The organism is Plantactinospora sp. CNZ320, assembly GCF_002846275.1.
In genome coordinates this window covers 3,369,824-3,393,764 of record NZ_PJMP01000001.1, presented here as the reverse complement: position 1 = coordinate 3,393,764, position 23,941 = coordinate 3,369,824, and the positions used below count along the sequence as shown (strand labels likewise).

The following is a 23,941-nucleotide window of genomic DNA, read 5'->3' as shown; positions in this document are numbered from 1 at the left end:
TGGTCACGACCACGTTGGCGGTCGATCCGGCCGGTGGACTGTATCACCGGCCAGGTGAAAGCGGTTTCGAGACCGCCGTGGCCGGCCGCTCGACCACGACCATCCGATCGACACGTGAGACGGTATGGTCGATGATCATGGTGAACCAGCACTGGCTTCTTGGCGGAGACCTGACCATCGACCGAGTCGGCTACGGCACCATGAAGCTCACCGGATGGCCGAGAGGTGAACGACCCGATCGGGACAGCGCCCTGGCGATCCTCCGCCGGGCTGTAGAGCTCGGCGTCAACCACCTCGACACATCCAATTACTACGCGCGCGACGGCGTGGCCGCGAACGAGTTGATTCGCTCCGCCCTGCATCCCTACCCGGACGATCTGGTGATCGTGACCAAGGTCGGCGCGCTGGTCGAGGGCGACGACATCACCCTCCCTCCCGCCGAGCAGCGTGGCCTCACCTCCGACGGTCTTCGCCGCGGCGTCGAGGCGAACCTGCGCTCCCTCGGGGTGGACCGGCTGGACGTGGTCAACCTCCGCATGGGCGATCGCGGGCACCCCGACGTTCCGTTCGAGGCCGCGCTGGAAACCCTCGCGTCGCTGCGCGCCGAGGGTCTCGTCCGGCACCTCGGCGTCTCCAACGTCAGCCAGGACCAGGTCGTCCGGGCGCGCGCCGTCACCGACATCGTGTGCGTGCAGAATCTGTACAACGTCGCGGCACGAGACGACGATCCCCTCGTCGACGCCTGTGCGCACGCCGGCATCGCGTACGTCCCGTTCTTTCCCGTCGGCGGGTTCCAGCCGCTGACCGCCGAGCCGCTGACCGCGGTTGCCGGCCGCCTCGGTGCCACCGTGCCCCAGGTGGCGCTGGCCTGGCTGCTGGCCCGCTCGCCCAACATCGCACTCATTCCCGGCACCGGCTCGCTGGCACATCTGGAGCAGAACATCGCGGCCGGGCGGCTGCGGTTGACCGACGACGATCTCGCGCTACTCGGAACCTGACTCCCATCCACTTCTCGGCGCCCCTGGGCAGGCGGTCCGCCTAGACTTGCCGGGCAACCCGGAGGAGAGCCGTCGTGACCCTGACCAGTGACGCCCGGCCGGCGCCCGCCGGCGAGGTACGGCCCACCGAGGGCGAGCCGGAGACCCCGTTCCTGGTGGTCGACCCGGAGCGGGTGACCCGGAACATCGACCGGCTCCGGGCCCGGCTGGCCGGGTTGGGCACCCCGCTGCGCCCGCACGTCAAGACGGCGAAGTCGCTGGCCGTCGCCCGGCTGCTCTTCGACGGCGAACCGGGGCCGATCACCGTCTCGACGCTGCGCGAGGCGGAGGCCTTCGCCGCACACGGTTACACCGACATCCTGTACGCGGTCGGGCTCGCCCCGCAGAAGCTGGGCCGGGTGGTGGCACTGCACCACGCCGGGGTGGACCTTCAGGTACTCGTCGACAGCGTCGCCCAGGCCGAGGCGGTGGCCGCCGTCTCGTCCCGGACCGGGGTACGCGTCCCGGCGCTCATCGAGATCGACTGTGACGGGCACCGAGGCGGGCTGCGCCCGGACGATCCGACGGCGGTGCGGATCGCCGAGACGCTGGAGCGGGGCGGTGCCGAGGCCCGGGGAGTGCTGTTGCACGCCGGTGGCTCCTACCACTGCCGGTCCCGGGAGGAACTGGTCGCTGCGGCGGAGAACGAGCGGGCCAGCGCTGTCCGGGCCGCCGAACTGCTCCGGTCCGCCGGTTTCGCCACGCCTGTGGTGAGCGTCGGCTCGACCCCGACCGCGCACTTCGCGGCGGACCTCACCGGGGTCACCGAGGTCCGGGCCGGGAACTTCGTCTTCTTCGACCTGGTGATGGCCGGCATCGGCGTCTGCACCGTGGACGACCTGGCGATGTCCGTGGTCGTCACGGTCATCGGCCACCAGCCGGAGAAGGGGTGGATCGTCACCGACGGCGGCTGGATGGCCACCTCGCGCGACCGCGGGACCTCGGACCATCCGGTCGACCAGGGGTACGGCCTGGTCGCCCGGCTCGACGGGCCGCTCCATCCGGATCTGGTGATGACCGACGCCAGTCAGGAACACGGCATCCTGACGGTCCGCCCGGGAAGCTCCGCCGCGCTACCCGAGCTTCCGGTCGGTACCCGGGTACGGATCCTGCCGATCCACGCCTGCGCGACCGCCGCCCAGCACGACGAGTATCTGGTCCTCGACCCGGCCACCGGGCACGCGACGCAGGTCTGGCCCCGGCTGCGCGGCTGGTAGCCGCCCGACGACTCACCCCGTCAGTCGGCCCGGCGTCGGTCAGTCGAGGAACGCCAGGACGACGACACCGATCCCCAGCGGTACGTCGAGCAGCATGCAGAACTCCGCCAGCGACCGGGACACCACCTGCCCGCGCCGATAGTGCACGAGGTCCCACACCCCGTGGGCCGCCAGCAGCAGCCCGGCGAGCACCAGACCGGCGCGGGGCGCGACCCAGAGGGTGGCCACGGCGAGACCGCCGTACCCGAGCACGGCCGCGACCTGGGCGGTGAACGCCGGCCGGGGTGCCCGGCGGAGCAGACCGACGACGACCAGTGCTACCGCCGCGACGGCGATGCCGGCCCACCAGGCCAGTCCGAGGATCTTGCTGACCGCCACCAGCAGACTGCTGCCGGGGATCGCCGCCCAGGCGACCCACGGACGGTCGAGGGCGGCGGCACCGAGGTAGCAGAGCGTGGCCACGCAGACCACGATCGCCACCGACTCGTGTTCCGCGCCGAGCACCAGTTGCGGTACGGCGACCGCCAGTCCGAGCAGGCTCGGCCAGCGGTGCAGCACAGCCTGCCAGCGCGGTGTCTCAGCCCGCGCGATGCCGACCGACGAATCCATTCCCTGGCCTCCCTGCCACCCGTCGACGCGCCCCACGCCCGCTGGCGGCGGTCGGGCTCGCCGCCGTGCGGTGCCACGCGGGCCCGCAGAGTCTGGCAACCGTCGGCTTCAGATCGGCTTCACGGCACCGCCGACCGGCCGGTTCAGCGCAGTTGGGCCAGTGGCAGCGGACCACGGGTCTTCACGGTCCGGATGGCGAAGGTGCTGCGGGCGTCCACGATCGCCGGGATGGCCAGAATCTGGTCGATCAGCAGCCGCTCGTACGCGGCGAGGTTGGCCACCGCCGCCTCGACCAGGAAGTCGGCGGAGCCCGAGATCACGTGACAGGCGACGACCTCGGGGATGCCGCTCAGCACCGACTCGATCCGGGCGGCCGTCTCCCGGGAGTGCTGCCCGACCTTCAGTTCGATGAAGACCGTCAGGTCCAGCCCGAGCCGGGTCCGGTCCAGTTCGGCCCGGTAGCCGGCGATCAACCCGTCCTTCTCCAGGGCGCGTACCCGGCGCAGGCAGGCCGAGGGGGAGAGGGCGACCGCCTCGGCGAGGTCGACGTTGGCGATCCGGCCGTCGGTCTGGAGGCGCTCCAGGATCGCCCGGTCCGTGGAGTCGTAGGTGGCCATCGGCACATCGTGCAGCAGACGCCGCCGTTGGCGCAACGATGTTGCGTGGACGGCCCTCACAGCGCGCACATTTGCCATCGCGTGCCGCCCGTACGCTGCAAGACTCCAGCGCATGACCATCCTGAGTGGCCGGCGTGCGGCCGTCGTACCCGATCTCGGTGTGCTGCGCGGAGCCGCGCTCTATGTCGGGGCGCTGCTCGGGCCGGGCCTGTTGCTCCTGCCCGGCCTGGCGGTGACCCAGGCCGGGCCGGCGTCGATCCTGGCCTGGGCCGGCCTTCTCGTCGCGTCCGGTCTCTTCGCGGTCGTCTTCGCCGCCCTCGGCGTGCGTTACCCGTCAGCCGGCGGAATCCGGGCCTACGCGGAGGCGGGACTCGGCGCCCGGGCCGGCCGTGCGGTCGCCTGGTGCTTCCTGGCCGGGGTGGTCACCGGGGCGCCGATCGTCTGCGTCACCTGCGGCAACTACGTCGCCGACCTGCTCGGTGGCGGCGTGCGGCTCGCCTGCGCCACCGCGGCCGTCCTGCTGCTCGGCACCCTCGCGGTGACGCTGCGCGGCCTGCGTACCTCGGCCACCGTGCAGTTCGGCCTGGTCGTGCTGCTCGTCACCATCGTCGTCGGTGCGGTCGCCGGGGCGGCACCGGCCAGCAGCACCGCCAACTGGACGCCGTTCGCGCCGCACGGCTGGGCGGCGATCGGTCCGGCGGCCTCGACCCTGATGCTCGCCTTCGTCGGCTGGGAGGCGATCGCGCCGCTGACCAACCGGTTCCGGCAGCCCCGCCGGCAACTCCCGGTCGTCATCGGCATCGCCTTCGGCGTCACCACGGTCATCTACCTGGCACTCGGCGCCGTCACCGTCGCCGCGCTCGGCCCGGGGGCGAACACCTCGGTGCCGCTCGCCGCGCTGCTCACCCTCGCGATCGGCCCGGCCGGGCAGGCGGTCGCCGCCGTCGGCGCGGTCGTGCTCACCGTCGGCGCCGTCCTCGCGTACCTCTCCGGGGCCGGCAGCCTGGCCCGCTCGCTGGCACCCGGCCGGGTCGTCCGGGACACCGCACCGCCATGGCTGGTCGCCGGTCTCCTCGGCTCGGGAGTCGTGCTGATCGGGTTGCTCGGCACCGGGGCGGTCACCCTGGCCACCCTGGTCAACGTGCCGACGACCTTCTTCCTGGTGGTCTACCTCGGCTGCACCGCCGCCGCCTGTCGGGTGCTGCCCGGGCCGCTGCGGGCGGTCGCCGCCGTCGCCCTCGTCGCGGTCGTCGTGGTGCTGGCCTTCAGTGGGTACGCCCTGGTGCCCGCCGCCTGCGTCACCGCGCTGGCCCTGCTCGCCCCGACCCGGCCCGGCTGACTCGGATCCGGCCCGCCCGCCCGCCCGCCGGTACGACGGAGATCATCGAGGATACTGGGGGGCATGTCCGACCTGGAACTGCCGATCCGTACCGAGCGACTGCTGCTGCGGCCCTACCGCGCCGACGATGTGGACGCACTGTATTCGTACTACAGCGATCCCGTGGTCGCCCGCTACATCCCGTGGGAGCCGTGGACCCGGGAGTTCGCGACCGAGATGGTCGGCCGGCGGATCCACTACACGAGCATCACCGGGATCGAGTCCCGGCTGGCGCTGGTGGTGGAGCACAAGGGCGAGGTGATCGGCGATGTGATCCTGTGGCCGACCGACGAGACGCTGTCCCGGGGGGAACTGGGCTGGGCCTTCCATCCGGCGGCGTCGGGGCAGGGGTTCGCCACCGAGGCGGTACGCGCGTTCGTCGGTGTCGCCTTCGCGCACTACGGCATGCACCGGGTGATCGCCGAACTCAACCCCCGGAACGAGGCGTCGGCCCGGCTCTGCGAGCGGGTGGGCATGGTCAGGGAGGCGCATCTGCGGCGGGACTACTGGACCAAGGGCGCCTGGGTGGACAACGTGATCTACGGACTCCTCGCCGAGGAGTGGCCGGGCGCAGCTGCGTCGGGGTAGCGGCGGAGCCGGGTTGCCGCCACGGTTCTGCGGGGCACGGCGGTTCTTGGGTGCACGGCGTCGCGGGTCAGCCGGTGGAGTTCGCGTAGTAGCGCCGGGCCTTCACCCGGGCTCCGCAGACCGCCATGCTGCACCAGCGACGCCGGCCGCCGCGGCTGGTGTCGAGAAAGAGCCAGCGACAGGACGGGCACTCGCCGATCCGGTCGGTCGGGCCGTCGAGTAGCAACCGTACGGCGGACGCCGCGACCGCCCAGGTGATCCGCGGGATCGTGTACGGCGGCGGCCAGTGCAGGTCGAAGCGGGAGCCGTCCCGTCTGAGTTCGGCGGACGTCACCGCCGGGGCGTAGACCGCCATGATCGGGGTGAGGTCGGCCGGGTCGGGATCCCGCCCCGACGCGACGGTGGAGAAGACCCGGTAGATCGCCTCCCGGAGGTGGCGCGCCGCGGCGAGTTCCGTGCTCGTGTCCCGCGTCGACGGTTGTCGGGACGTCTCCGTCGTGAGTGGGAGTCCTACCGCTGCGGCCCAGTCGCCGAGCGCGTCGATCGAGGCGAGCCGGTCCGCGTCCGGGGTTGGTCGCTTGTTGACGGTGTTGGCGAAGTCCAGGCACAGGGCGTTGCCGACGAGGTCGATCTTGCTCACGTGACGATCCTCTCACCGGATAACCGACCTTGACAGGTTATCCCGGGCTGACGGACGATCTCACCGGTAAGAGCGGTTTTATCGGTGATAAGAGAGTTCGGAGGCGCCGCGATGGGAACGACGGCCGACGTACCCGGCGGCATTCGCCGTCCGGCGGTGCTCGACGCTCCGTCCAACCTCGGGCTCTCGCCGCCGGGCGACGGCATCGTCCCCGGCTGCTACAAGCTCGCCGGCGCGCTGCGCGACCACGGTCTCGTGGCGCGGCTCGGCGCCGCCGACGCGGGCTACCTGACACCGCCGCGCTACGACCGCACCGGCTGGAAACGGGGTGACGGGCTGTTCAACGCGGCGGGAATCGCCAGCTACACGCGCCGGCTCGCCGCCCGGGTCGACGAACTGCTGGCGGACGCGCGCTTTCCGGTCCTGCTCGGCGGGGACTGCAGCATCCTGCTCGGCGCGGCCCTGGCGCTTCGGCGCCGTGGCCGTTACGGCCTGGCCTTCCTGGACGGGCACTCGGACTTCCGGCACCTCGGCAACAACCCACTGGTGGGTGCGGCCGCCGGGGAGGACCTGGCCCTGGTGACCGGGCGCGGTCAGGCCGACGTCACCGACCTGGACGGGCTGCGGCCGTACGTGCGCGACGAGGACGTCGCCGTGCTCGGCATCCGTACCGAGGACGACGATATCGACGAACTGCGTACCCTCGGTGTGCCGGTGTGGGAGGTGGCCAGGCTGCGGGCCGACGGGGCGGACGAGGCAGCCCAGGCCGCGCTGCGGCACCTCGAACGGGACGATCTCGACGGCTTCTGGCTGCACCTCGACGTGGACATCCTCGACCCGACGGTGATGCCGGCGGTGGACAGCCCCGACCCGTTCGGCCTGCGCCGGGACGAACTCGTCACCCTGCTCGGCAACCTGGCCGCCTCACCTCGCTGTGTCGGCCTGGACGTGACGATCTTCGACCCCGATCTCGACCCGGACGGCACCCTCGCCGGGGAACTCACCGACACCCTGGTGACCGCGCTGGCCCCGGCGTTTACCGCAGCGGAAGGGTAGGGGAGTGGCGATGTTGCCCTGGGCAGCCGATCTCGTCGGGCGCATCGAGCAGCACACCTTCGACAGCGCGCTGCTCGCCGACAATCCGCTCGGCGACCCGCACCAACGCCCGCTCTGGGTCTACCTGCCACCCGGCTACGACGACCAGCCCGATCGGCGCTACCCGTCGATCTACGTCATCCAGGGCTACAGCGGCCACCTCGGCATGTGGTTCAACCGCACGCCGTTCCGGCAGCCGTACCCGGAACTGGTCGACTCGGTATTCGCGTCCGGCAAGGTGCCCCCGGCGATCGTCGTCTTCGTCGACGCGTGGACCGCCTACGGGGGCAGCCAGTTCCTCGACTCCCCGGGGACCGGGCGCTACCACTCGTACCTCTGTGCCGAGGTGGTGCCGTGGGTGGACCGGCACTACCGTACGGTCCCGCACCGCGACCAGCGGGCGATCACCGGAAAGTCCAGCGGTGGCTACGGTGCGATGGTCACACCGATGCTCCGGCCCGACCTCTTCGGGGCGCTGGCGACCCACGCCGGGGACGCCCACTTCGACCTCGCGTACCGGCCCGACATCCCGCTCTGCGCCCGCCTGCTCCGCGACCACCACAACGGCTCGTACCAGGAGTTCCTCTCCGGCCTGCGGGACCGGGTCTTCGGTACGAAGCCCGGCGACATGCAACTCGTCGAGATGTACGGCTACGCGGCGGCCTACTCGGCCGACGAGGACGGCACGATCCGCCTCCCGTTCGACGACGTGGGTGCCCTTGAGCCCGCCGTCTGGGAACGGTGGCTGGCCCGGGACCCGGTGGTGATGGCCGCCCAACCGCGGTACGCAGAGGCGCTGCGCGGGATGCGGGCGATCTGGATCGACGCCGGAACCAGGGACGAGTACTACCTGGACCTCGGTGCGACCGCGTTCCGTCGTGCCGTGGCGGCGGCCGGCGTACCGGACGCCAGGGTCTACTTCGAACTGTTCGACGGCGGACACGGCGCGATCGAGTACCGGTATCCGCTGGCCCTCGCCTTTCTCGCCGAGCGGTTGACGACACCCGGCTGACCCTCGGCCGACGCCCCGGTTTGAGCCAGCCACTCACCGCCGCCCGGGCGGATGTTCAACTGCGGAACTGCCCACGTTGAACGTGCGGCGCTGTGCCGTACCCGACGCCGTCTCTGCCCACCCGGCCCGGCCCGGTCGCCCGGCGAGGTCAGGCGGTCGCCTGCTCACGCTGCTCGAGCTGGCTCGCGAACTGCGTCCACGACTCGGCCAGCCGGCGGGCGTAGGAGGCGACCGTCCCCACGCAGTGCGGCGGCACCCGCTCCAGCATGTTGGCCTGCTCGGCGAGGCGGACCTGGCGGATGTTGAGCCAGCGCAGCAGGACCCGTCCGGAGTCGGTGTAGCGCAACACGGGGTCCCGCATCAGAATCTCCAGGATGACTCCGGGGTCCTGGAGGGCGGCCGGCTCGGTCGATCCGGCTGCCCGTGCCCGCCTGGCGATCCGGCCGCGCTCGTCGTCGGTCAACTGCCTCGGCTGCGGTACCGGCACGGTGACCGGCCGACCGGGCCGTACGTCGTGCGTCGGCACGACCGGATCCTCGCCGCGCAGCATCCGCCGCCGTACGTCGTGTGCGGTTCCCACCGAGACCCCTGCGGCCTTGGCGACCTGCCGTAGCGAGGCGCGTGGGTTGGTCCGCAGGATCTCGCCGGCCAGTCGACGCCCCTCCGCGCTGCTCAGCGGTCGGCGTCTGCCGTCCTGCCCGATCCGGGCGCCCAGCCGGGGCACCCCCGGGGCGCGGCTGCGGATCGTGCGCACCGTCTTGTCGGACAGCCCCGTCACGCTCGCTATCGCGCGGTCCGACATCTGGGGGTGGGACTGCACGATCCGGGCGGCCGCCGCCCGCCGTTCGGCAAGGGTGAGCGGCAGGCCGTGGGCGATGTTCGCCTTGACGGCGAGCACGAACAGGTCAGCCTCGTCGACGCCGTCGACGAACACCACGCGCACCCGCGCGGCACCGCGCAGCGCAGCGGCGCGGAGCCGGTGCATCCCGTCGACCACCCGCATCGTCGGGCGGTGCACCACGATCGGCGGGAGCGCGTCCTTCGACTCGGCGAGTACGCGTACGTGGTCCAGGTCTTCCCCGGCCAGCCGGGGTGAGTCGGCCGGGAGCAGGTCGGCGACGGCGACCAGCGCGATGTGCGTCCCGCCCTCGGTGTCAGGAGAGCCTTCCGGCAGTGCCGGACTCTCGTGTTCGCCTGCGTGGTTGTCACTACTCACGTGGCGGTTCCCCCCGTTGAGAACTTCCAGCTGCTCAGCTTGACGATGCTGCCCGGGACGACCGATCCGCCGGCCGGGAGGTGGCGCGGTGGGCGCGGGCTGCCCGACGGCACGAGGACGGATCGTGCCGTGACGAACTTCTCGCAAACCGCGTCAGGACAGGACGGAACGGCTCCGTCGTGATGCTATCGCTAATCCGGCCGGCGCACACGGCGCAAGGTCCGCAGGGCATTGACATCAGTCGGCAACACCGCGCGACGTGCCATTCGCTGCTGTGAAAGCGTCCTGTCCGTTCATTGTCGCTCTCCGTGGCGGCGAGCGGTCACTTCGGATCATCTGCGGCGGGTTTGTCCGAAGCGACCGCACAGGGCGCCGAAGAGGTGGCCCGTTCGACGACATGTTCGACTGTCCCGTCGGCTTGCCCATCGATGGAGCCAGATATAAGTTGGGCTGTTGTGCACCCGCGCAAAGGGTGTTCGATCGTTTTCCGGAAATCCGGCGCAGCCTTGACCGGTAACCCGTGCTGACGTCATTCTGAAGCCTCACCCTGTGTCGTCAGTGGAGGAGGGACCCATGCCGCCCAACGGCAGAAGTCAGCAGGAGAAAGTCGTGACCGGCGACATGACGTCCGCGATTGAGGACGTCACGGAGAACGGCGCTGGCGCCTCGCCGGACAACGAGCAGAAGGAGCCGCGTCAGCGTGTTCGCGTCCTCCAGTACTCCCGCTCAGATCTGCTCATCTGAGCCACTGTGATGCGAGAGCAGTAAGCGGTCTTGCCTGCTCGGAGTTATCGGGCAGGCAAGACCGCCGAGCGCCGAGACAAGCGTCCCGTAAGGCGAGATGAACGGGGAAGAGCCATCGTTGCCGTTCGAAGAGACTCGCGTATTCCGTTGACTGTGTCATCCCTGACGGCGCGAGTTAACAAGGTCGACCAGTTCAACGTCATCCTGACGAATCGCTGCAACCTGCATTGCATCTCTTGTTCGTACCCGGACCAGCGTCCCTTCCGATTCGTGCGACGGCAGACCATCTCCCGGCTGCTGCCCAGCCTGGAGGCGGCGGGCCTCACCCGGGTGATGCTCACCGGCGGCGAGCCGTGCATGCACCCGGAGTTCGACGACATCGTCGACGACATCCACGCGCGGGACCTCAAGATCGTCCTGGTCACGAACGGCACCTACATCCGCCGGAAGATGGCGCGGCTGGAGGGCAAGCTCTACCGGCTGATCATCTCGCTGGACTCCGACGACGCCGAGGGCTATTCGGCGATCCGGGGCGCCGGGGCGTTCGACCACCTCGTGCAGCTCCCCTCGTTGATGCGGGAGCGGTCGCCGGAGACCCACCTGACGCTCTGCATCCTCACCCAGCGACTGAACTTCCGTAGGCTGCCGGCGTTCGTCGAGATGGCCGCCGAGATCGGCGTCGACCAGGTCTCCTTCCTGGTGCCCGACGTGGCGGGAATGGCCGCCCCGATGGATCGCGGTGGCGCCTTCGGGCACCTCGAACCGGTTCCCCGGTCGCGCGTCGACCAGGTGGCGCTCACCCTCGACGAGGTCGCCGAGCTGCGTGCGGAGGTGATCCCGGCGGTCTACGCCGCGGCGGACCGCCATCCCGAGCTGATGTGCGGGTCCATCGGCATGCTCGACGACTTCGCCGACTATTTCGAAGCGTTCCAGCGGGGCGTGCCACGGGCCGAACGCCGGCGCTGCGCACTGCCGTTCCGCGAGGTCGTACTCGACGAGCAGGAGCGGCTGCGGTTCTGCTTCTTCATGCCGGACGCCTGGCCGGCCGGCCGCGTGGACGACGCGCTGAACCACCCCGACGCGGTGGCGGCGCGGCAGGACTACCTCGATTCCGACGAGCGGCTGGACCGTCACTGCAACATGTGTCTGCAAGCCGTGCGAGTGGAGGCGTGATGGCGGACGACCGTAAAGATCTGATCCTCACCGCCCTGCCGTGGCAGCGCTACGACACCACGGCGATCCAACTCGGTGCGCTCCAGGCGTGGCTGCGGGAGGGCGGTTACGAGGTCGACACCCGGCACTACTACAAAGACCTGATCAACTACATGGCGCCGTCGACCTACATGCGTGTCTTCGAGGCGTACATGGGCGAGTCGGCGTTCAGCGCGCTCATGTGGCCGGAACGGTACGACAGCATCAGGAACGCGGTGGTGTCGTGTGTGGACTTCGACCTCTCCGTCGCACCCACGGTCGGGGTGGTCAAGCATCCGCAGTTGAACGCGAACCTGTCGCTGGCCGAGCGTGAGCAACTGGCGCGCAGCCACGAGACGCGGAGCGAGCCGACGGTCCAGCCGCTGGACTTCGACGCCCTCGTGGCCACCCTCTCGACCTTCCTCGACGACGTCTTCGCGGCGGTTCCGTGGCAGGACTACAAGGTCATCGGCTTCACCACCAGCCACCAGCAGTTGATCCCGACAGTGCTGCTGTCGCGGCGGATCAAGCAACTCCTGCCGGACACCCCGATCATCATCGGCGGCGCGCTGATGACGCAGGACCTGCCGAGGACCGTGCTGCGGCTCTTCGAGTGCTTCGACGTGGTGGTCGAGGGCGAGGGCGAGGCGACCTGTAGCGACCTGATGGCCGTACTCACCGGACGGGATCCGGAGCGGACCCTCAAGGACGTACCCGGCATCGTCTGGCGGCGGCCGGACGGCGAGATCGCCCGTAACCTGTCCCGGCACGCCATGGACGACCTGGACAAGCTGCCACCGCCTGACTACGACGACTACTTCCGGCACGCGCTGCGGCCCGGTGCCGGGGACGTGATCCCGAAGCTGACGCTGGAGGCGTCCCGGGCCTGCGTGTGGGGCAAGTGCACCTACTGCAACCTCAACCTCCAGTGGCGCAACCTCTACCGGCGCAAGAGCCACAGCCGGGTCATCGAGGAGATGGCCACCCTCAGGAGCAAGTACAAGAGCCCGTACTTCACCTTCTGCGACACGAACGTCGAGGACAAGATCCCGCTGTTCCAGCAGTTGGCCAAGGACCCCTACGACTACCGGATCCTGGCCGAGGTGTCACCGAACATCAGCCGGGCCGGGGTACGCGCGCTGCGCCGGGCCGGGGTACGCACCATCCAGGCCGGCATCGAGTCGTTCAGTGACCGGGTCCTGCGGCTCTACCAGCGCAACCACCGGCTGATGCGCAGCCTGGAACTGCTCAAGTGGACGGCCGAGTACGACGTCGAGATCTACTACAACGTCATCATCAACTTCCCGGCCGAGGTGCCCGAGGACGTCGAGGCGTCGGTCAAGGTCGTCGACTACGCGCGGTACTTCATGTACCCGTCGGTGCACGATTACAGCTTCACGATCGACAGCCCGGCGTGGAACGACAAGGAGAGCTACAACATCGCCGGCTTCTACGTCCCGGACGAGGTCGGCGCCTGCTTCCCCGAGCCCTACGCAACCGAGTTGGCGCAGCTGCTCGCCCTGACGATCAAGCCGATCCCGGCGAAGGAGACCGGTGCGGACTGGGCACCCTTCCTGGCTGCGGTCGGCGACTGGAAGAAGCAGTACCACGCCAACCTCGGTCGCCCCGGCCTGGTGTACGCCGACGGCGGCGACTTCCTCAACGTCACCATCCGGTCCGGCGGCAACGGCAACGACATCGTGATGCAGTTGCCTGACGAGTACCGGGCCGTCTACCTGGCCTGCAACCACTCGTCGCGGACGCTTCCGGAGATCACCGCCGCCGTTCCCAAGATTCCGGAGCGGGAGGTCGTCGAGATGCTCGAGGAACTGCACGATCTCAAGATCCTCTTTGCCGACCGGGGCCGGTACTTCGCGCTGGCGATCCGCGAGCGCAACAGCGGAAACTACCCGACCGCCGGTGACGAACCCGAGCCCGCGGAGGAAACGACGACGACGCTGCCGCTGCTGAGCCTGGAAGACCCCCGGTCGCGGCAGAAGCGGATCACGCACGTGCCAAGAGGCGCCGATGCCCGCTCCGACGCCACGCAGTGAACTGGTCCTGCCGCCGCTGAGCCCGGTACTCGTGGGCCGGCCGTACGCCGCGATACCCCATCTCGCGGCGTACGCGCAGCAGCGCGGCAGTACCGGGATCCGGCAGACCGACCTCAACCAGGCGTACGCGGGGCACCTGCTGCGCACCGCCGACCCGGCCGAGTTGCCGTCCTCGGCCGACCCGGAGAGCCTGGCCGGTGCGGTCGACGAGGCCATCGTCGCCGCGATCCTGGCCGCGATCGAGCGGGCACCCGACGACGTGGAGCTGCTGGCCGCGGCGGCCCGAGACCCGGGGATGCGGGAGTGGCTCTTCGCCCGGGTCGGGCTGGCCGAGAGCGAGAGCCCGGAGGACCTGGACGCGGCGTTCGCGATGGTGCCCCTGCTGCGGGACATGCGGGCGTTCTTCGCCGACCACTACCGGGTGCGGGGTGTGCCCCGGCTGGTCGGCGTCAGCGTGCCGTTCGCCACCCAGCTCGCCCCGGCACTGGTCCTGGCCGAGGTGCTGGGCGAACTCGCCGACGACGTCTTCGTCGTGCTCGGTGGCCCGCTGCCCAGCCTGCTCAGCGACGAGCAGGTCGAGCGCCTGCTGCGCAACTCGGCGGTCTCGGGCGTGGTCCGGCACGAGGGCGAGGAGGCGTTCCGGCTGCTGCACGAGGCCGACGACCTCTCCCCGGCGGGAATCTCCGGCATCCCTTCGCTCTCCTACCGGGACGGCGCGGCGGTCACAGTGAAACGCCCCGGCGAGTTCCTGGTCCGGCTCACCGACACCGCGCCGTACCCGTTGGATCCGGAGTACGTCGCGGAGGGCGTGGAGCTGCCGGTCATCGTGGGGCGGGGCTGCTTCTACACCTGCGCCTTCTGCGACTACATCCAGCTCTACGAACGGATCAACTTCCGGTCCGCCGCCGACGTGGTGGAGTCGGTCCGGCTCGCGGCGGAGCAGAGCCGTACCGGGATGCTGCACTTCGTCTACGAGGTCATGTCGGTGCGCTACGAGCGCAAGCTCGTGCGCGCCCTGGTCGAGGCGGATCTGGGCATCCAGTGGCGGGGATTCCAGCGGGTCTACGGCGAGATGACCGCCGACGACGTACGGATGCTGGAGGCGTCCGGCTGCCGCCGGTTGGACATCGGGCTCGAATCCGCCGACGACGACGCGTTGCGGCGGATGGACAAGGGCTACACCCGGGACGACATCGCGGCCTTCCTGCGGGCCTTCGAGGGTACGTCGATCCAGCTCCTGGTCAACGTCATCGTCGACTACCCGGGCCTGAGCTACGAGCGGGCGATGGAGGCGGCCCGGTTCCTCGCCGAGGCGACCGAGAAGATCGACAGCCTGCACTTCGAGGTGCTCCGGTTCGCGCTCGGCCGCAACTCGGCGATGTTCGACCGGCCGGACGACTTCGGGCTGACGATCCTGCCGACCAGCTCGGACGGTTCGCCCCGGCCCACCTCGCCGACCCAGGTGCCGTTCAGCTCGCGCGAGTCGATGAGTCCGGAGGAGCGGGCCCGGGTCGAGGCGTACTACCGGACGCTCAACGGCCGCAACTCCGCCCGCCGGGCCGAGCGGGCCGCCTCGGACCTGCGGATCGCCGAGGAGCTGTGGGTCAGCCGGGAACCCCTGGTCTACACCGCCGCCGTGGACAGCGCGGACATCGCCGTCCGCCGGCTGTCGACGGCGGAGACCTTCCTGCTCTCCCGCCGGTACGAACCGCTGCTCGCGCAGGTGTGCCGGAGCACGGCGCCGACCCGGCTCGACGACCTCGTCGCCGGGGCGTGGCGCGGGCGGGCCGGGTTGGAGCCGGACGAGTGCGCCGAGGTGCTGGAGGGGATCGGCCTGCTGCGGCCCGACCCGCCCCGGCGCCCCCGGCGTGAGCCGGTCCGGGTGGGGGTGGCCAGCGACGGCGACTTCTTCCGGGGCGTGAAGCGGACCGGGGAGGGCCGGGCGATATGACCGGGGACGGGCGCCGGCCCGCGCCGGCACGGGTACGCCAGGACTTCGACGCCGAGGCCGTACTCCAGACCTTCTTCGGCTGCAAGCCGGACGACGTACCGGACGACTTCGTCTGTACGCCCATCCCGGCGTTCTACTCCGCGCTGGTCTCCGGGGCGTCGGAGGTCGTCGAGTACCGGGGCTGGTGGCGGATGGCCACCGTGACGCTGGACCGGCGCCGTTACGGGGTGGTGCAGCACTTCGAGGGCAGTCGGGTGGTCGACGTGCTCTACGCGCTGGCCGGGCCCGGGTCGCGGGCGGCCTTTCTCGGCCTGGTCGGCGGCCTCGACGACAGCGTCGAGATAGGTGACGTCGTCGGCATCGACGTGGCGCTGCGCCACGGCGGGTCGCCGGAGCGGGCCGTCGGGGGCCTGCCGGGCGGCGGGGTGACCGCGCTGACCGTCGACGGCATGCTGGAGGCAACGCCTGTCGGGCCGGCCTCGCCCGGTCACGCCCAGGTCGTCGACCTGGAGACGCACTTCTTCTACCGTGCCGCCCGTGGTACGGCGGTCGCGGCCTCGGCGGCCTGGGCCCTGGTCACCGACAAACCTGCGGTACGCCCGTTCTGGCAGGTACCGCTCACCGACGGGGACCTCGACGACGCCGTTTCCCGAATGTTTCCCGTCCTCAACGAATGGCTGGACCTGTCGGTCGACCGATCTCAAGGGGAGATGTGAACCATGGGGCAGAAAGTGTTCGTTCCGCTGACCATCCCGCAGACCTCACGTGACCATCTGCCCCAGGCGCCGGTGATCCACCGTTTCCAGCGCGGCGACGAGGTGGTGCACTACAACGCCTTCACCCACAACTGGCTGCTGCGCAGCACCGCCGACCCCGAGCCCAGCCAGGCCGAACTCGACACGCTCAGCGAGGTGGACTGGTCCTTCACCCCGATGGACATGCTCAGTGATCCGCACCTGATGCGGGTCGAGGTGACGCAGACCTGCAACTTCCAGTGCTCCTACTGCATCGTCTTCGAGAACAACCTGGCCCAGCTCTACGAGCACATGTCCGCGGACACGGCGCGCAAGCTGTTGCAGTGGTACCGCGAGAACATGATGGGCGGCACGGTGATGCTCATCGGTGGCGAGCCCACGCTGAACTGGGAGGTCTGCAAGATCTTCCTGGAGGGCGTGCCGCTGGACGCCGGCAAGGAGCTCTACACCAACGGCATCCTGCTCAGCGACGACGACATCGCCTGGCTGCGCGACCTCAACGTCGAGATCCGGCTCTCCATCGACGGCTTCGAGCGGCACCACCGGCAGCGGGTGAACTTCGCCGGGGAGACCCTCTACGCCCAGGTGCTCGACCGGCTCGCCGCGATGCAACGACTCAACGCGAACGTCGGCGTCAACTGCACGGTGACCCCGGAGAACCTCCCGGACCTGGTCGACATCCACCACTACTTCGTGCAGGAACTCGGCATCCGGCACGTCAACTACTCCATCCCGCACACCACCGTGAACAGCACAGTCGCGGACGGGCTCGACATGAACGCGTACACCGCGGCGATGATGGAGATCTACGAGGACGCCAAGCGCAACCACGTCTACGTCGCGCAGATCATGAAGCGGGTCGCGTACATCGCCCGGAAGCGGTTCAAGGCCATCGGCTGCACCGTCATCGGCCCCGAGGTGACCTTCTATCCGAACGGCCAGCGGACGCTCTGCACCAAGCTGGACAGCCACCCGAAGACCCGGGTGGTCACCCCGCAGGACATCTACGACTCGTTGCCGTTCTTCCAGCAGGACTGCCGGTCCTGCTCGGCGATCGGGATCTGCGGCGGTGGCTGCTACTGGGACGCCCAGATGCGCTTCGACCGCTTCCAGGACCTGCGCGAGTGCGACTTCCAGCGGCAACTGCTGGAGCGCATGCTCTGGGACGTCGTCGACTGGACGCGCTCCGGCGACGAGTTCCCGATCATGTTGAACGACGTCTTCGGCACCACCATGTTCGGACAGCGAAATGCCGCCTGAGGTGCACCTCGCCGGGACCTGGGAACAGGTCGTGGCAGCGTACGACCAGGGGTGGGAGCAGCTCGACTATCTGCCCCGGGTGCTCTGCGTGGAGCCGACGAACGGGTGCAACTTCGCCTGCACCTCGTGCCCCCGGCCGGACGGCAAGCCGCACCTGCTGGACGCGGCGGAGCTGGCCGACTGGGTCGAGCGGGAGCGCGACGCCTTCCAGGCCGCGCCGGTCTGGGTGCACTTCTCCGGGGAGTCACTGCTGCATCCCCGGCTCGACGAGATCATGCGTACGCTGCGCGAACGCGGCGTACGCATGATGCTCTCGACGAACGCCTCCCGGCTGGACGACCGGCGCTGCGCGATGCTGCTGGAGGCCGGGCTCGGCCTCCTGGTGTTCTCCCTGGACGCGGCCCGGCGGGAGACCTACGAGCGGATCCGCATCGGCGGGGACTTCGACGAGGTCCAGCGCAACGTGCGGCGGTTCATCGCGCTGCGCGGTGACCGCGGCCAGCCGGTCACCCAGGCACAGCTCGTCATCTCCGACCAGCCCCTCGACGAGATCTGCGAGTTCATCCGGATCTGGGCGGAGGAGGGCGTCGACACGGTGCACCTCAAGCGCTATTCGACCCGCGCCGGGCAGCTCAGCCGGCCCGCCGGCCGGCGGGACTCGGCGCCGCCAGGCAGCCGCTGCCTCGACCCGTGGCTGAACGTCGTGGTCCGGGCCGACGGCTCGGTGGTGCCGTGCTGCGCCGACTTCGCCGGCCGCCTGGTCCTCGGTTCGCTGCACGAACAGACGCTGGCGCAGATCTGGAACGGCGAGAAGGCCCGCGCGCTCCGCGCCGCGCATGTCGCGGGCGGGTCGCAGCTGCCCGAGGCGTGCCGGCTCTGCTCGGACGTCCGCACCCCCCGGGACAACGAGTCGGTCAGCCGGTGCATCGGGGTACCGGCCGATGTGCAGGAACTCGCCGAACTGCTCGACACCGTGCCCCGGCACCTGCTCTTCGACGTACGCGGGACCGTCGGATCGCTGGCGGAGCGGTCGCCGGAGCGGAGGGTGCGGGTGTGAGTCTCGCCGTACTCGCCAACCGCCTCTACGACGGCCGCGCCGACCGTGCCGTCGGCCGCGCGATGGTCCTCGTCGAGGAGGGCCGGATCGCGGCAGTCGACACCGACGGCAACCCCGCCCCGGACGGGTACGACGTGCTGGACCTGGGCGACGCCACGATCCTGCCCGGACTCGTCGACACCCACGCACACCTCTGCCTGGACGGCAGGCCGGACGCGGCGGACGCGATCGCGACGACCCCGGCGCAGCGGCTCGTACTGTCGATGCGGCACGCCGCCCTGCGCGCCCTGCACGCCGGCATCACGACCATCCGCGACCTGGGCGACCACCAACTGCTGAGCCTGCACCTGCGGGACTGGTTCGCCACCGGACCGGAGACCGGCCCCGAGCTGGTCTGCGCCGGTACCCCGGTGACGATCACCGGCGGGCACGGACACTTCCTGGGGCTGGAGGCCGACGGCGAGCTGGAGGTGCGCAAGGCCGTCCGCACGCTCACCAAGCGCGGGGTGGACGTGATCAAGGTGATGGCCTCCGGCGGCCGGCTGACCCCCCGGTCGAACACCTCGCTTCCGCAGTACACCACCGTCGAGCTGCGGGCGGCGGTGGAGGAGGCGCACCGGCACGGGCTGCCGCTGACCGTGCACGCCTATCCACCGGAGGCGATCGCCCAGGCGGTGGCGGCCGGAGTCGACGGGATCGAGCACTGCTTCTTCAGCGTGCCGGGTGGGCTGGCTCCGGAGCCGGCGGTCATCGACGCCATCGCCGAACGTGGGATCATCGTCGGCCCGACGCTCGGGCTGAGTCCCGAGTGGACGGTCCCACCCGGGTTCCGGACCTTCCTCGACGTCTTCGAGCCGGTGGTGGAGACGATGCACAAGAGCGGCGTGCTCCTGGTCGCCGGCCCGGACGCCGGGTCGCTGCCGGGCAAGCCGCACGACGTACTCCCGCACGCCGTGCGTACCCTCGCCGGGCTGGGGTTGACAAACGTCGAGGCACTGCGCTCGGCCACCTCGCTCGCGGCCCGGGCCTGTGGACTCGACGACCGCAAGGGGGCGCTGCGGCCCGGGATGGACGCCGACCTGATCGCGGTACGCGGTGACCCGATCGCCGACATCGACGCCATCGCCGACGTCTGCCTGGTCGTACGCCAGGGAAAGGTCGTCCGCGACGACGGCCGATCCCACGTCGCCGCCCAGGGACGACATGCGCCACCCTCCGGCGACCGGGCGGGCTGATGCGGCACGAGCGGATGCTGGTCGACGGAGAGCTGACCGAGGCCGCCGACGGCAGGCGTTTCACCAGCCTGAACCCGTGCACGGGCGAACCGGTCGGCACCGTGCCGGACGCGTCGGCCCGGGACGTGGCGGCGGCGGTCGGTGCGGCCCGGCGGGCGGCCGACGACGGCGGCTGGGCACACGATCCGAAGCTCCGCGCGGAACGCCTGCGCGGCCTCGTCGACCTGCTCGACCGGGACCGTGAGGCGGTACGCGACGACGTCGTGACCGAGGGCGGGGTACCGGTCCGGCTGACCCGCTCCATCCAGCTCGACGCGGTCCTCGGCGACCTCGACTGGATCTGCGACCATCTCGTGCAGCATCTGGCGGACGAGGAGTTGGGCACCCGCGACTTCCACGGGTTCGGCAGCGCCCGGATCGTCCGCCGGCAACCGGTGGGGGTGGCCGCGGTGCTGACACCGGCCAACTTTCCCGCCGCCCTGCTGCTGCGGCGGGTCTTCACCGCACTGGCCGCCGGCAACACGGTGGTGGTCAAGCCCTCGCCGTACACCTCGCTGACCGCCCTGCGGATCGCCCGGCTCGGCATCGAGGCGGGGCTGCCGCCGGGGGTACTCAACGTCGTCACGGCAGCCGACCACACCCTCGGCGAGACACTCTGCGGCAGCGACGGCGTCGACCTCGTCAGCCTGACCGGATCGTCGGAGGTCGGCCGTCGGGTGGCCGCGATCGCCGGTGCCGCACTCAAGCGGGTGGTGCTCTACCTCAGCGGCAAGTCCGCACACGTCGTACTGCCCGATGCCGACCCGGACCTGCTGCCGTACGCGGCGGTGCGGGCCTGCTTCCACGCGGGTCAGGCCTGCACCCTCTTCTCCCGGCTGATCGTCCCGCGCCGACTCTTCGCCGAGGGCGTCGAGGCGCTCCGCGAGGCGATGGCCACAGTGCCGTTGGGCCGCCCGGACGATCCCGAGGTGGTGGTGGGACCGTTGGTGAGCGAGGCGGCCCGGCAGCGCTTCCTGACGGCGGTCGCCGCCGCCGGCCGCTCCGGAGCCGAGATCGTCTGCGGCGGTGGCGTCCCGCCCGGACTGGACGGCGGCTACTTCGTCGAGCCGACGCTCGTCACCGGGGCCGCACCGGATTCGCCACTGTCCTGTCAGGACATCCCCGGCCCGCTGTTGACGGTTTTCCCGTACGACACGGAGTCCGAGGCACTGGCGCTCGCCAATGGCACCGAGTACGGTCTGGCGGCAGCGGTGACCTCCGGCTCGCTCGAGCGCGGCCGGCGGTTCGCCAACCGACTGCGGGCCGCCGCCGTGACGGTAAACGACGGCCTGCCGTACGGACCCGACGCGCCGTACGCCGCGTTCGGGGCGAGCGGAAACGGTCACAACGGGGGTGGTCCCGCGTTCGACGACTACCTCGTGCGACAGGTGACGGGCCTCCCGCTGGACACCTCGCCGACCGATGGTCCGGCCGATCCTCCGGTGAGTCGCCCGGCCGGCTGAGGCCGACTGTCGGCGAACGGCGAACGGGATCCGGTGAGGAAGGGCTGTGAGGGCGACGTACCCATCAACAATCGACCGGCTGCTGGACCGGTGGGGTGAGCATCACCCGGACCGGGTCGCACACCTGGTGCACGACGCGGGCCGGCTGACCTACGGGCAGTGGGCCGCCCGGGCCCGGACGGTCGCGGCCCGGCTGGCGGGCCACGGTGTCCGGGCCGGCACCCGGGTCGCGCTGGCCTTTGCGCGCGACGCCGCGCTGGACTTCGCCGTCTGCCTGGCCGCGGTCCACCGGCTGGGCGCGGTGGCGGTGCTCGTCTCGCCCGACGACCACACCTCCCGACGGCGCGCCCTGACCTCGGCCGTGCACTGCGAGTTCCTGGTCGGCGGCGAGGACGCCGCCGAGGCCGATCCGGAGGTGCGGATTCTCGTCGTCAAGGAGCTGCTGGACGGCGTCGACGAGGAGCCCCGGACCGATGACGCTCCGGAACCGGCCGCCGAACCGGACGCCGTCGCCACTGTGGTCTTCACCTCCGGCACCACCGGTACGCCGAAGGCCGTCGCCATGACCCACCGCGACATCATGTACGGTGCCCGTCCGGCGCCGAGCACCGCCGACGAGGTACTGCTGCACGCCTTCCCGCTCTTCGTGCCGGTCGGCCAGTGGGCGACCCAGGTACCGCTGCTCCGGGGCGTCACCGGAGTCCGCGCGCCCGAGTTCGACCCGGCCACCTTCCTGCGGCTGGTGGAGCAGTACCGGGTCACCGAGACCGCGATGGTGCCGGCCACGGCGACGGCGATGGCCGGACTGCTCGACGGGGACCTGCCGGACACCTCGTCGCTGCGTCGCCTGACGATCGGGTCGGCGCGCTGCCCCGTTCCGGCCCTGGAGGCGCTGCGCGCGCTCTTCCCCGCCGCCACCATCGTGATCGACTATTCGAGTACCGAATCCGGCTGGGCCGGCACCATGCTGGAGTACGGCCCCGGCTACCAGCCCGGCGCCGTCGGCTTCGCCAACCCGGGCTCGGCGGTCCGGATCGTCGGGGAGCAGGGGCAGATTCTCGGGCCGGACGAGGTCGGCGTGGTCGAGTTGCGGGTGCCACCCGACCTGCCGGCCCGGTCCTATCTCGACGATCCACAGGCCACCGCGGCCACCTTCCGGGGCGACTGGGTGCGGATGGCCGACCTGGGCCGTCTCGATGAACGAGGCTGCCTGCACCTGGTGGCGCGGACCCGCGAGTTCGTCAACATAAGCGGGCAGAAGGTCTCCTGCCCGGAGGTGGAGCGGGTGCTCGAATCCTTCCCGGGCGTCCGGGAGGCGGCGGTGTTCCCGATCAGCGATCCCATCCTCGGCGAGGACCTGGGTGCCGCGGTGCAGGCCGTCCGGGCCGTCGAACCGGAGAGCCTGCGTCGGCACGCCGCCGACCGGCTGGCCGCGTACCAGGTGCCGAGCCACGTGCTGGTGCTGGCCGACCTGCCGCGTACGCCCAGCGGCAAGGCGGACAAGGAGGCCCTCGCCGAGTTGGTGGCCGCCCGGCTCGCGCCCACGGGCGGGACGGACGCCGCAGGTGCCGCACCGGCCGGCGACGCGGAGGCCACCGGGCGTGCGCCGGGCGCGGAGGTGGCGCGGGCCCTGCGCGACGCCGTCGCCCGGGTCACCGGCAGCGAGCAGGTCGCGCTGGAGAGTTCCTTCACCGAGCTGGGCCTCAGCTCGGTGGAGGTGATCCGGGTGTACCACAAGCTCGGTGAGTCGCTCGGCGGTGACCTGGACATCGCCCTGATCTTCGAACCGGTACCCCTGGCCCGACTCGCCGAACTCATCGCGGAACAGGGCGTCGCGGCGCCGATCCGGCCGGGAGGCACCGATGCCTGACGCGCCGGCCGTCTACCTCGCCAACATCTCGCACGTGGTGGGCGATCCGGTCACGCTCGACGACCTGGCGGACGCCGAAGTGCGCAAGGCCCTGGCGACGCTCACCGACGAGGGACTGGTGCGCTGTCGGGTGACCGACGACCCCGTACCCGACCTGGCCGGCGCGGCAGCGTCGGCAGCGCTGCGTGCACCGGGCCACCGGACGGAGCCGGAAACCGTGGTCTACTGCTCCGACACGCCGACCCTGGTCCCCCCGGGACCCCAGGTCTGGCAGCTCGCCAGCGGGCTGGGCCTGCCCCGGGTGCCGGTGCTGCGCGTCGCCGGGGGAGAGTGCGGCAACCTCGGCCTCGGCCTTCGGGTGGCCCGCAACATGGTGCTGGCCGAGGAGTTGCGCAGCGTGCTCCTGGTCACCGCCGACCGGTCCGTCGGGGACACCCGCTATCTGCCGGACGGGCTGACCGTGCTCAGCGACGGAGCCGCCGCCTGCCTGGTCACCGCCGAGCCGCCGGCCAGCGGTTTCGCGGTGCACCGGATCGCCGTCAGCGTGCAGGCCGATGCCGCCGCGACGGGCATCGGAATGCCGACGGCCCGGGTCACCCTCAACGGGATCGGCAGAGCCGTACGCCGGCTCTTCGCCGACGCGTCACTCAGCGTGGCGGACTGCCGCTATCTGGTCACCGGCAACTACGGTACGGCCATCCAGTCGCTCTTCGCGGCAGCCGTGGGAGTGCCGCAGGCCGTGGTACGTGCCCCGCTGCGCGAGGCGATGGGGCACTGTTTCTCGGCCGACGTCCTGATGAACCTGGAGGCGCTCCGGGTCGGTGCCGATCTGGACCCCGGTGACCGCCTGCTGCTGCTGACCACCGGGTCGCGGGGCTGGACCGTGACCCTGGCCGAATACCTCGGTTGAGTC

21 protein-coding genes are annotated in these 23,941 nt (G+C 70.9%); 17 read left to right on the top strand and 4 right to left on the bottom strand.

Annotated elements, in window-relative coordinates:
• Window positions 1-137: 137 nt before the first annotated feature.
• Window positions 138-998: an oxidoreductase gene (locus CLT71_RS14795; RefSeq protein ID WP_101371455.1), complete on the top strand. Its 861-nt coding sequence runs from the start codon at window positions 138-140 to the stop codon at window positions 996-998.
• Between the two features lie 74 nt (window positions 999-1,072).
• Entirely contained in the window at window positions 1,073-2,254 is a 1,182-nt protein-coding gene (locus CLT71_RS14790; RefSeq protein ID WP_199187602.1) for an alanine racemase, read from the top strand.
• Between the two features lie 39 nt (window positions 2,255-2,293).
• Here the strand turns inward: CLT71_RS14790 and CLT71_RS14785 are convergent, their stop codons facing one another.
• Window positions 2,294-2,863 carry a hypothetical protein gene (locus tag CLT71_RS14785; RefSeq protein WP_101367619.1) on the bottom strand — a complete coding sequence of 190 codons (570 nt, stop codon included), beginning with the start codon at window positions 2,861-2,863 and terminating at the stop codon, window positions 2,294-2,296.
• A gap of 143 nt (window positions 2,864-3,006) precedes the next feature.
• Window positions 3,007-3,480: an Lrp/AsnC family transcriptional regulator gene (locus CLT71_RS14780; protein ID WP_101371453.1), complete on the bottom strand. Its 474-nt coding sequence runs from the start codon at window positions 3,478-3,480 to the stop codon at window positions 3,007-3,009.
• 112 nt (window positions 3,481-3,592) lie between these two features.
• Here CLT71_RS14780 and CLT71_RS14775 point away from each other — a divergent pair, with 112 nt between their 5' ends.
• Together CLT71_RS14775 and CLT71_RS14770 are read left to right on the top strand one after the other, a co-directional pair.
• Window positions 3,593-4,819, top strand: coding sequence for an amino acid permease (locus tag CLT71_RS14775; RefSeq protein ID WP_101367618.1), 1,227 nt, complete (start codon window positions 3,593-3,595; stop codon window positions 4,817-4,819).
• Window positions 4,820-4,882: 63 nt separating this feature from the next.
• A complete protein-coding gene (locus CLT71_RS14770) occupies window positions 4,883-5,446 on the top strand; it encodes a GNAT family N-acetyltransferase (RefSeq protein WP_101367617.1) in 564 nt (187 codons plus the stop codon).
• 67 nt (window positions 5,447-5,513) lie between these two features.
• Here the strand turns inward: CLT71_RS14770 and CLT71_RS38025 are convergent, their stop codons facing one another.
• Window positions 5,514-6,086 (bottom strand): ABATE domain-containing protein, encoded by a 573-nt coding sequence (locus CLT71_RS38025; RefSeq protein WP_101367616.1) that lies wholly within the window; start codon window positions 6,084-6,086, stop codon window positions 5,514-5,516.
• A gap of 111 nt (window positions 6,087-6,197) precedes the next feature.
• On the opposite strand from CLT71_RS38025, the gene CLT71_RS14760 reads away from it, so the two are divergent.
• Window positions 6,198-7,142 carry an arginase family protein gene (locus CLT71_RS14760; RefSeq protein ID WP_486483265.1) on the top strand — a complete coding sequence of 315 codons (945 nt, stop codon included), beginning with the start codon at window positions 6,198-6,200 and terminating at the stop codon, window positions 7,140-7,142.
• 10 nt (window positions 7,143-7,152) lie between these two features.
• On the top strand, window positions 7,153-8,193 hold the full coding sequence (locus CLT71_RS14755) for an alpha/beta hydrolase-fold protein (RefSeq protein ID WP_101367615.1): 1,041 nt from the start codon (window positions 7,153-7,155) through the stop codon (window positions 8,191-8,193).
• Between the two features lie 148 nt (window positions 8,194-8,341).
• Here CLT71_RS14755 and CLT71_RS14750 read toward each other — a convergent pair whose 3' ends face one another.
• Window positions 8,342-9,409 carry a ParB N-terminal domain-containing protein gene (locus CLT71_RS14750; protein WP_199187601.1) on the bottom strand — a complete coding sequence of 356 codons (1,068 nt, stop codon included), beginning with the start codon at window positions 9,407-9,409 and terminating at the stop codon, window positions 8,342-8,344.
• Between the two features lie 573 nt (window positions 9,410-9,982).
• On the opposite strand from CLT71_RS14750, the gene CLT71_RS37010 reads away from it, so the two are divergent.
• From CLT71_RS37010 to CLT71_RS14695, 11 genes are all read left to right on the top strand, one after another.
• Window positions 9,983-10,153, top strand: a complete 171-nt coding sequence (locus tag CLT71_RS37010) for a hypothetical protein (RefSeq protein ID WP_158242240.1) — start codon at window positions 9,983-9,985, stop codon at window positions 10,151-10,153.
• A gap of 153 nt (window positions 10,154-10,306) precedes the next feature.
• Complete coding sequence (locus CLT71_RS14740) at window positions 10,307-11,326, top strand: radical SAM protein (protein ID WP_158242239.1); 1,020 nt, start codon at window positions 10,307-10,309, stop codon at window positions 11,324-11,326.
• The gene (locus CLT71_RS14735; protein WP_101367612.1) at window positions 11,326-13,398 is read left to right on the top strand and encodes a RiPP maturation radical SAM C-methyltransferase; all 2,073 of its coding nucleotides are present in this window, start codon (window positions 11,326-11,328) and stop codon (window positions 13,396-13,398) included. The genes CLT71_RS14740 and CLT71_RS14735 overlap by 1 nt, the downstream gene beginning before the upstream one ends.
• Complete coding sequence (locus CLT71_RS14730; RefSeq protein ID WP_101367611.1) at window positions 13,373-15,349, top strand: radical SAM protein; 1,977 nt, start codon at window positions 13,373-13,375, stop codon at window positions 15,347-15,349. Before CLT71_RS14735 ends, CLT71_RS14730 begins: the two co-directional genes overlap by 26 nt.
• Window positions 15,346-16,065: a hypothetical protein gene (locus CLT71_RS14725; protein WP_101367610.1), complete on the top strand. Its 720-nt coding sequence runs from the start codon at window positions 15,346-15,348 to the stop codon at window positions 16,063-16,065. Before CLT71_RS14730 ends, CLT71_RS14725 begins: the two co-directional genes overlap by 4 nt.
• A 3-nt stretch (window positions 16,066-16,068) precedes the next feature.
• A complete protein-coding gene (locus tag CLT71_RS14720; protein WP_101367609.1) occupies window positions 16,069-17,364 on the top strand; it encodes a radical SAM protein in 1,296 nt (431 codons plus the stop codon).
• Between the two features lie 31 nt (window positions 17,365-17,395).
• On the top strand, window positions 17,396-18,421 hold the full coding sequence (locus CLT71_RS14715; protein ID WP_158242238.1) for a radical SAM protein: 1,026 nt from the start codon (window positions 17,396-17,398) through the stop codon (window positions 18,419-18,421).
• The gene (locus CLT71_RS14710) at window positions 18,418-19,656 is read left to right on the top strand and encodes an amidohydrolase family protein (RefSeq protein WP_101367607.1); all 1,239 of its coding nucleotides are present in this window, start codon (window positions 18,418-18,420) and stop codon (window positions 19,654-19,656) included. Before CLT71_RS14715 ends, CLT71_RS14710 begins: the two co-directional genes overlap by 4 nt.
• Entirely contained in the window at window positions 19,656-21,158 is a 1,503-nt protein-coding gene (locus CLT71_RS14705) for an aldehyde dehydrogenase family protein (protein ID WP_101367606.1), read from the top strand. Before CLT71_RS14710 ends, CLT71_RS14705 begins: the two co-directional genes overlap by 1 nt.
• Before the next feature lie 46 nt (window positions 21,159-21,204).
• Complete coding sequence (locus tag CLT71_RS14700; protein ID WP_101367605.1) at window positions 21,205-23,028, top strand: AMP-binding protein; 1,824 nt, start codon at window positions 21,205-21,207, stop codon at window positions 23,026-23,028.
• Window positions 23,021-23,938: a beta-ketoacyl-[acyl-carrier-protein] synthase family protein gene (locus tag CLT71_RS14695; protein WP_101367604.1), complete on the top strand. Its 918-nt coding sequence runs from the start codon at window positions 23,021-23,023 to the stop codon at window positions 23,936-23,938. Before CLT71_RS14700 ends, CLT71_RS14695 begins: the two co-directional genes overlap by 8 nt.
• The last annotated feature ends 3 nt before the right edge of the window (window positions 23,939-23,941 follow it).

Bases quoted from the DNA above. Each gene is read 5' to 3' on its own strand.
- CLT71_RS14795 (WP_101371455.1), top strand. From the start codon at position 138: ATGGTGAACCAGCACTGGCTTCTTGGCGGAGACCTGACCATCGACCGA.
- CLT71_RS14785 (WP_101367619.1), bottom strand. From the start codon at position 2,863: ATGGATTCGTCGGTCGGCATCGCGCGGGCTGAGACACCGCGCTGGCAG.
- CLT71_RS14780 (WP_101371453.1), bottom strand. From the start codon at position 3,480: ATGGCCACCTACGACTCCACGGACCGGGCGATCCTGGAGCGCCTCCAG.
- CLT71_RS14775 (WP_101367618.1), top strand. From the start codon at position 3,593: ATGACCATCCTGAGTGGCCGGCGTGCGGCCGTCGTACCCGATCTCGGT.
- CLT71_RS14770 (WP_101367617.1), top strand. From the start codon at position 4,883: ATGTCCGACCTGGAACTGCCGATCCGTACCGAGCGACTGCTGCTGCGG.
- CLT71_RS14760 (WP_486483265.1), top strand. From the start codon at position 6,198: ATGGGAACGACGGCCGACGTACCCGGCGGCATTCGCCGTCCGGCGGTG.
- CLT71_RS14755 (WP_101367615.1), top strand. From the start codon at position 7,153: ATGTTGCCCTGGGCAGCCGATCTCGTCGGGCGCATCGAGCAGCACACC.
- CLT71_RS37010 (WP_158242240.1), top strand. From the start codon at position 9,983: ATGCCGCCCAACGGCAGAAGTCAGCAGGAGAAAGTCGTGACCGGCGAC.
- CLT71_RS14735 (WP_101367612.1), top strand. From the start codon at position 11,326: ATGGCGGACGACCGTAAAGATCTGATCCTCACCGCCCTGCCGTGGCAG.
- CLT71_RS14730 (WP_101367611.1), top strand. From the start codon at position 13,373: ATGCCCGCTCCGACGCCACGCAGTGAACTGGTCCTGCCGCCGCTGAGC.
- CLT71_RS14725 (WP_101367610.1), top strand. From the start codon at position 15,346: ATGACCGGGGACGGGCGCCGGCCCGCGCCGGCACGGGTACGCCAGGAC.
- CLT71_RS14720 (WP_101367609.1), top strand. From the start codon at position 16,069: ATGGGGCAGAAAGTGTTCGTTCCGCTGACCATCCCGCAGACCTCACGT.
- CLT71_RS14705 (WP_101367606.1), top strand. From the start codon at position 19,656: ATGCGGCACGAGCGGATGCTGGTCGACGGAGAGCTGACCGAGGCCGCC.
- CLT71_RS14695 (WP_101367604.1), top strand. From the start codon at position 23,021: ATGCCTGACGCGCCGGCCGTCTACCTCGCCAACATCTCGCACGTGGTG.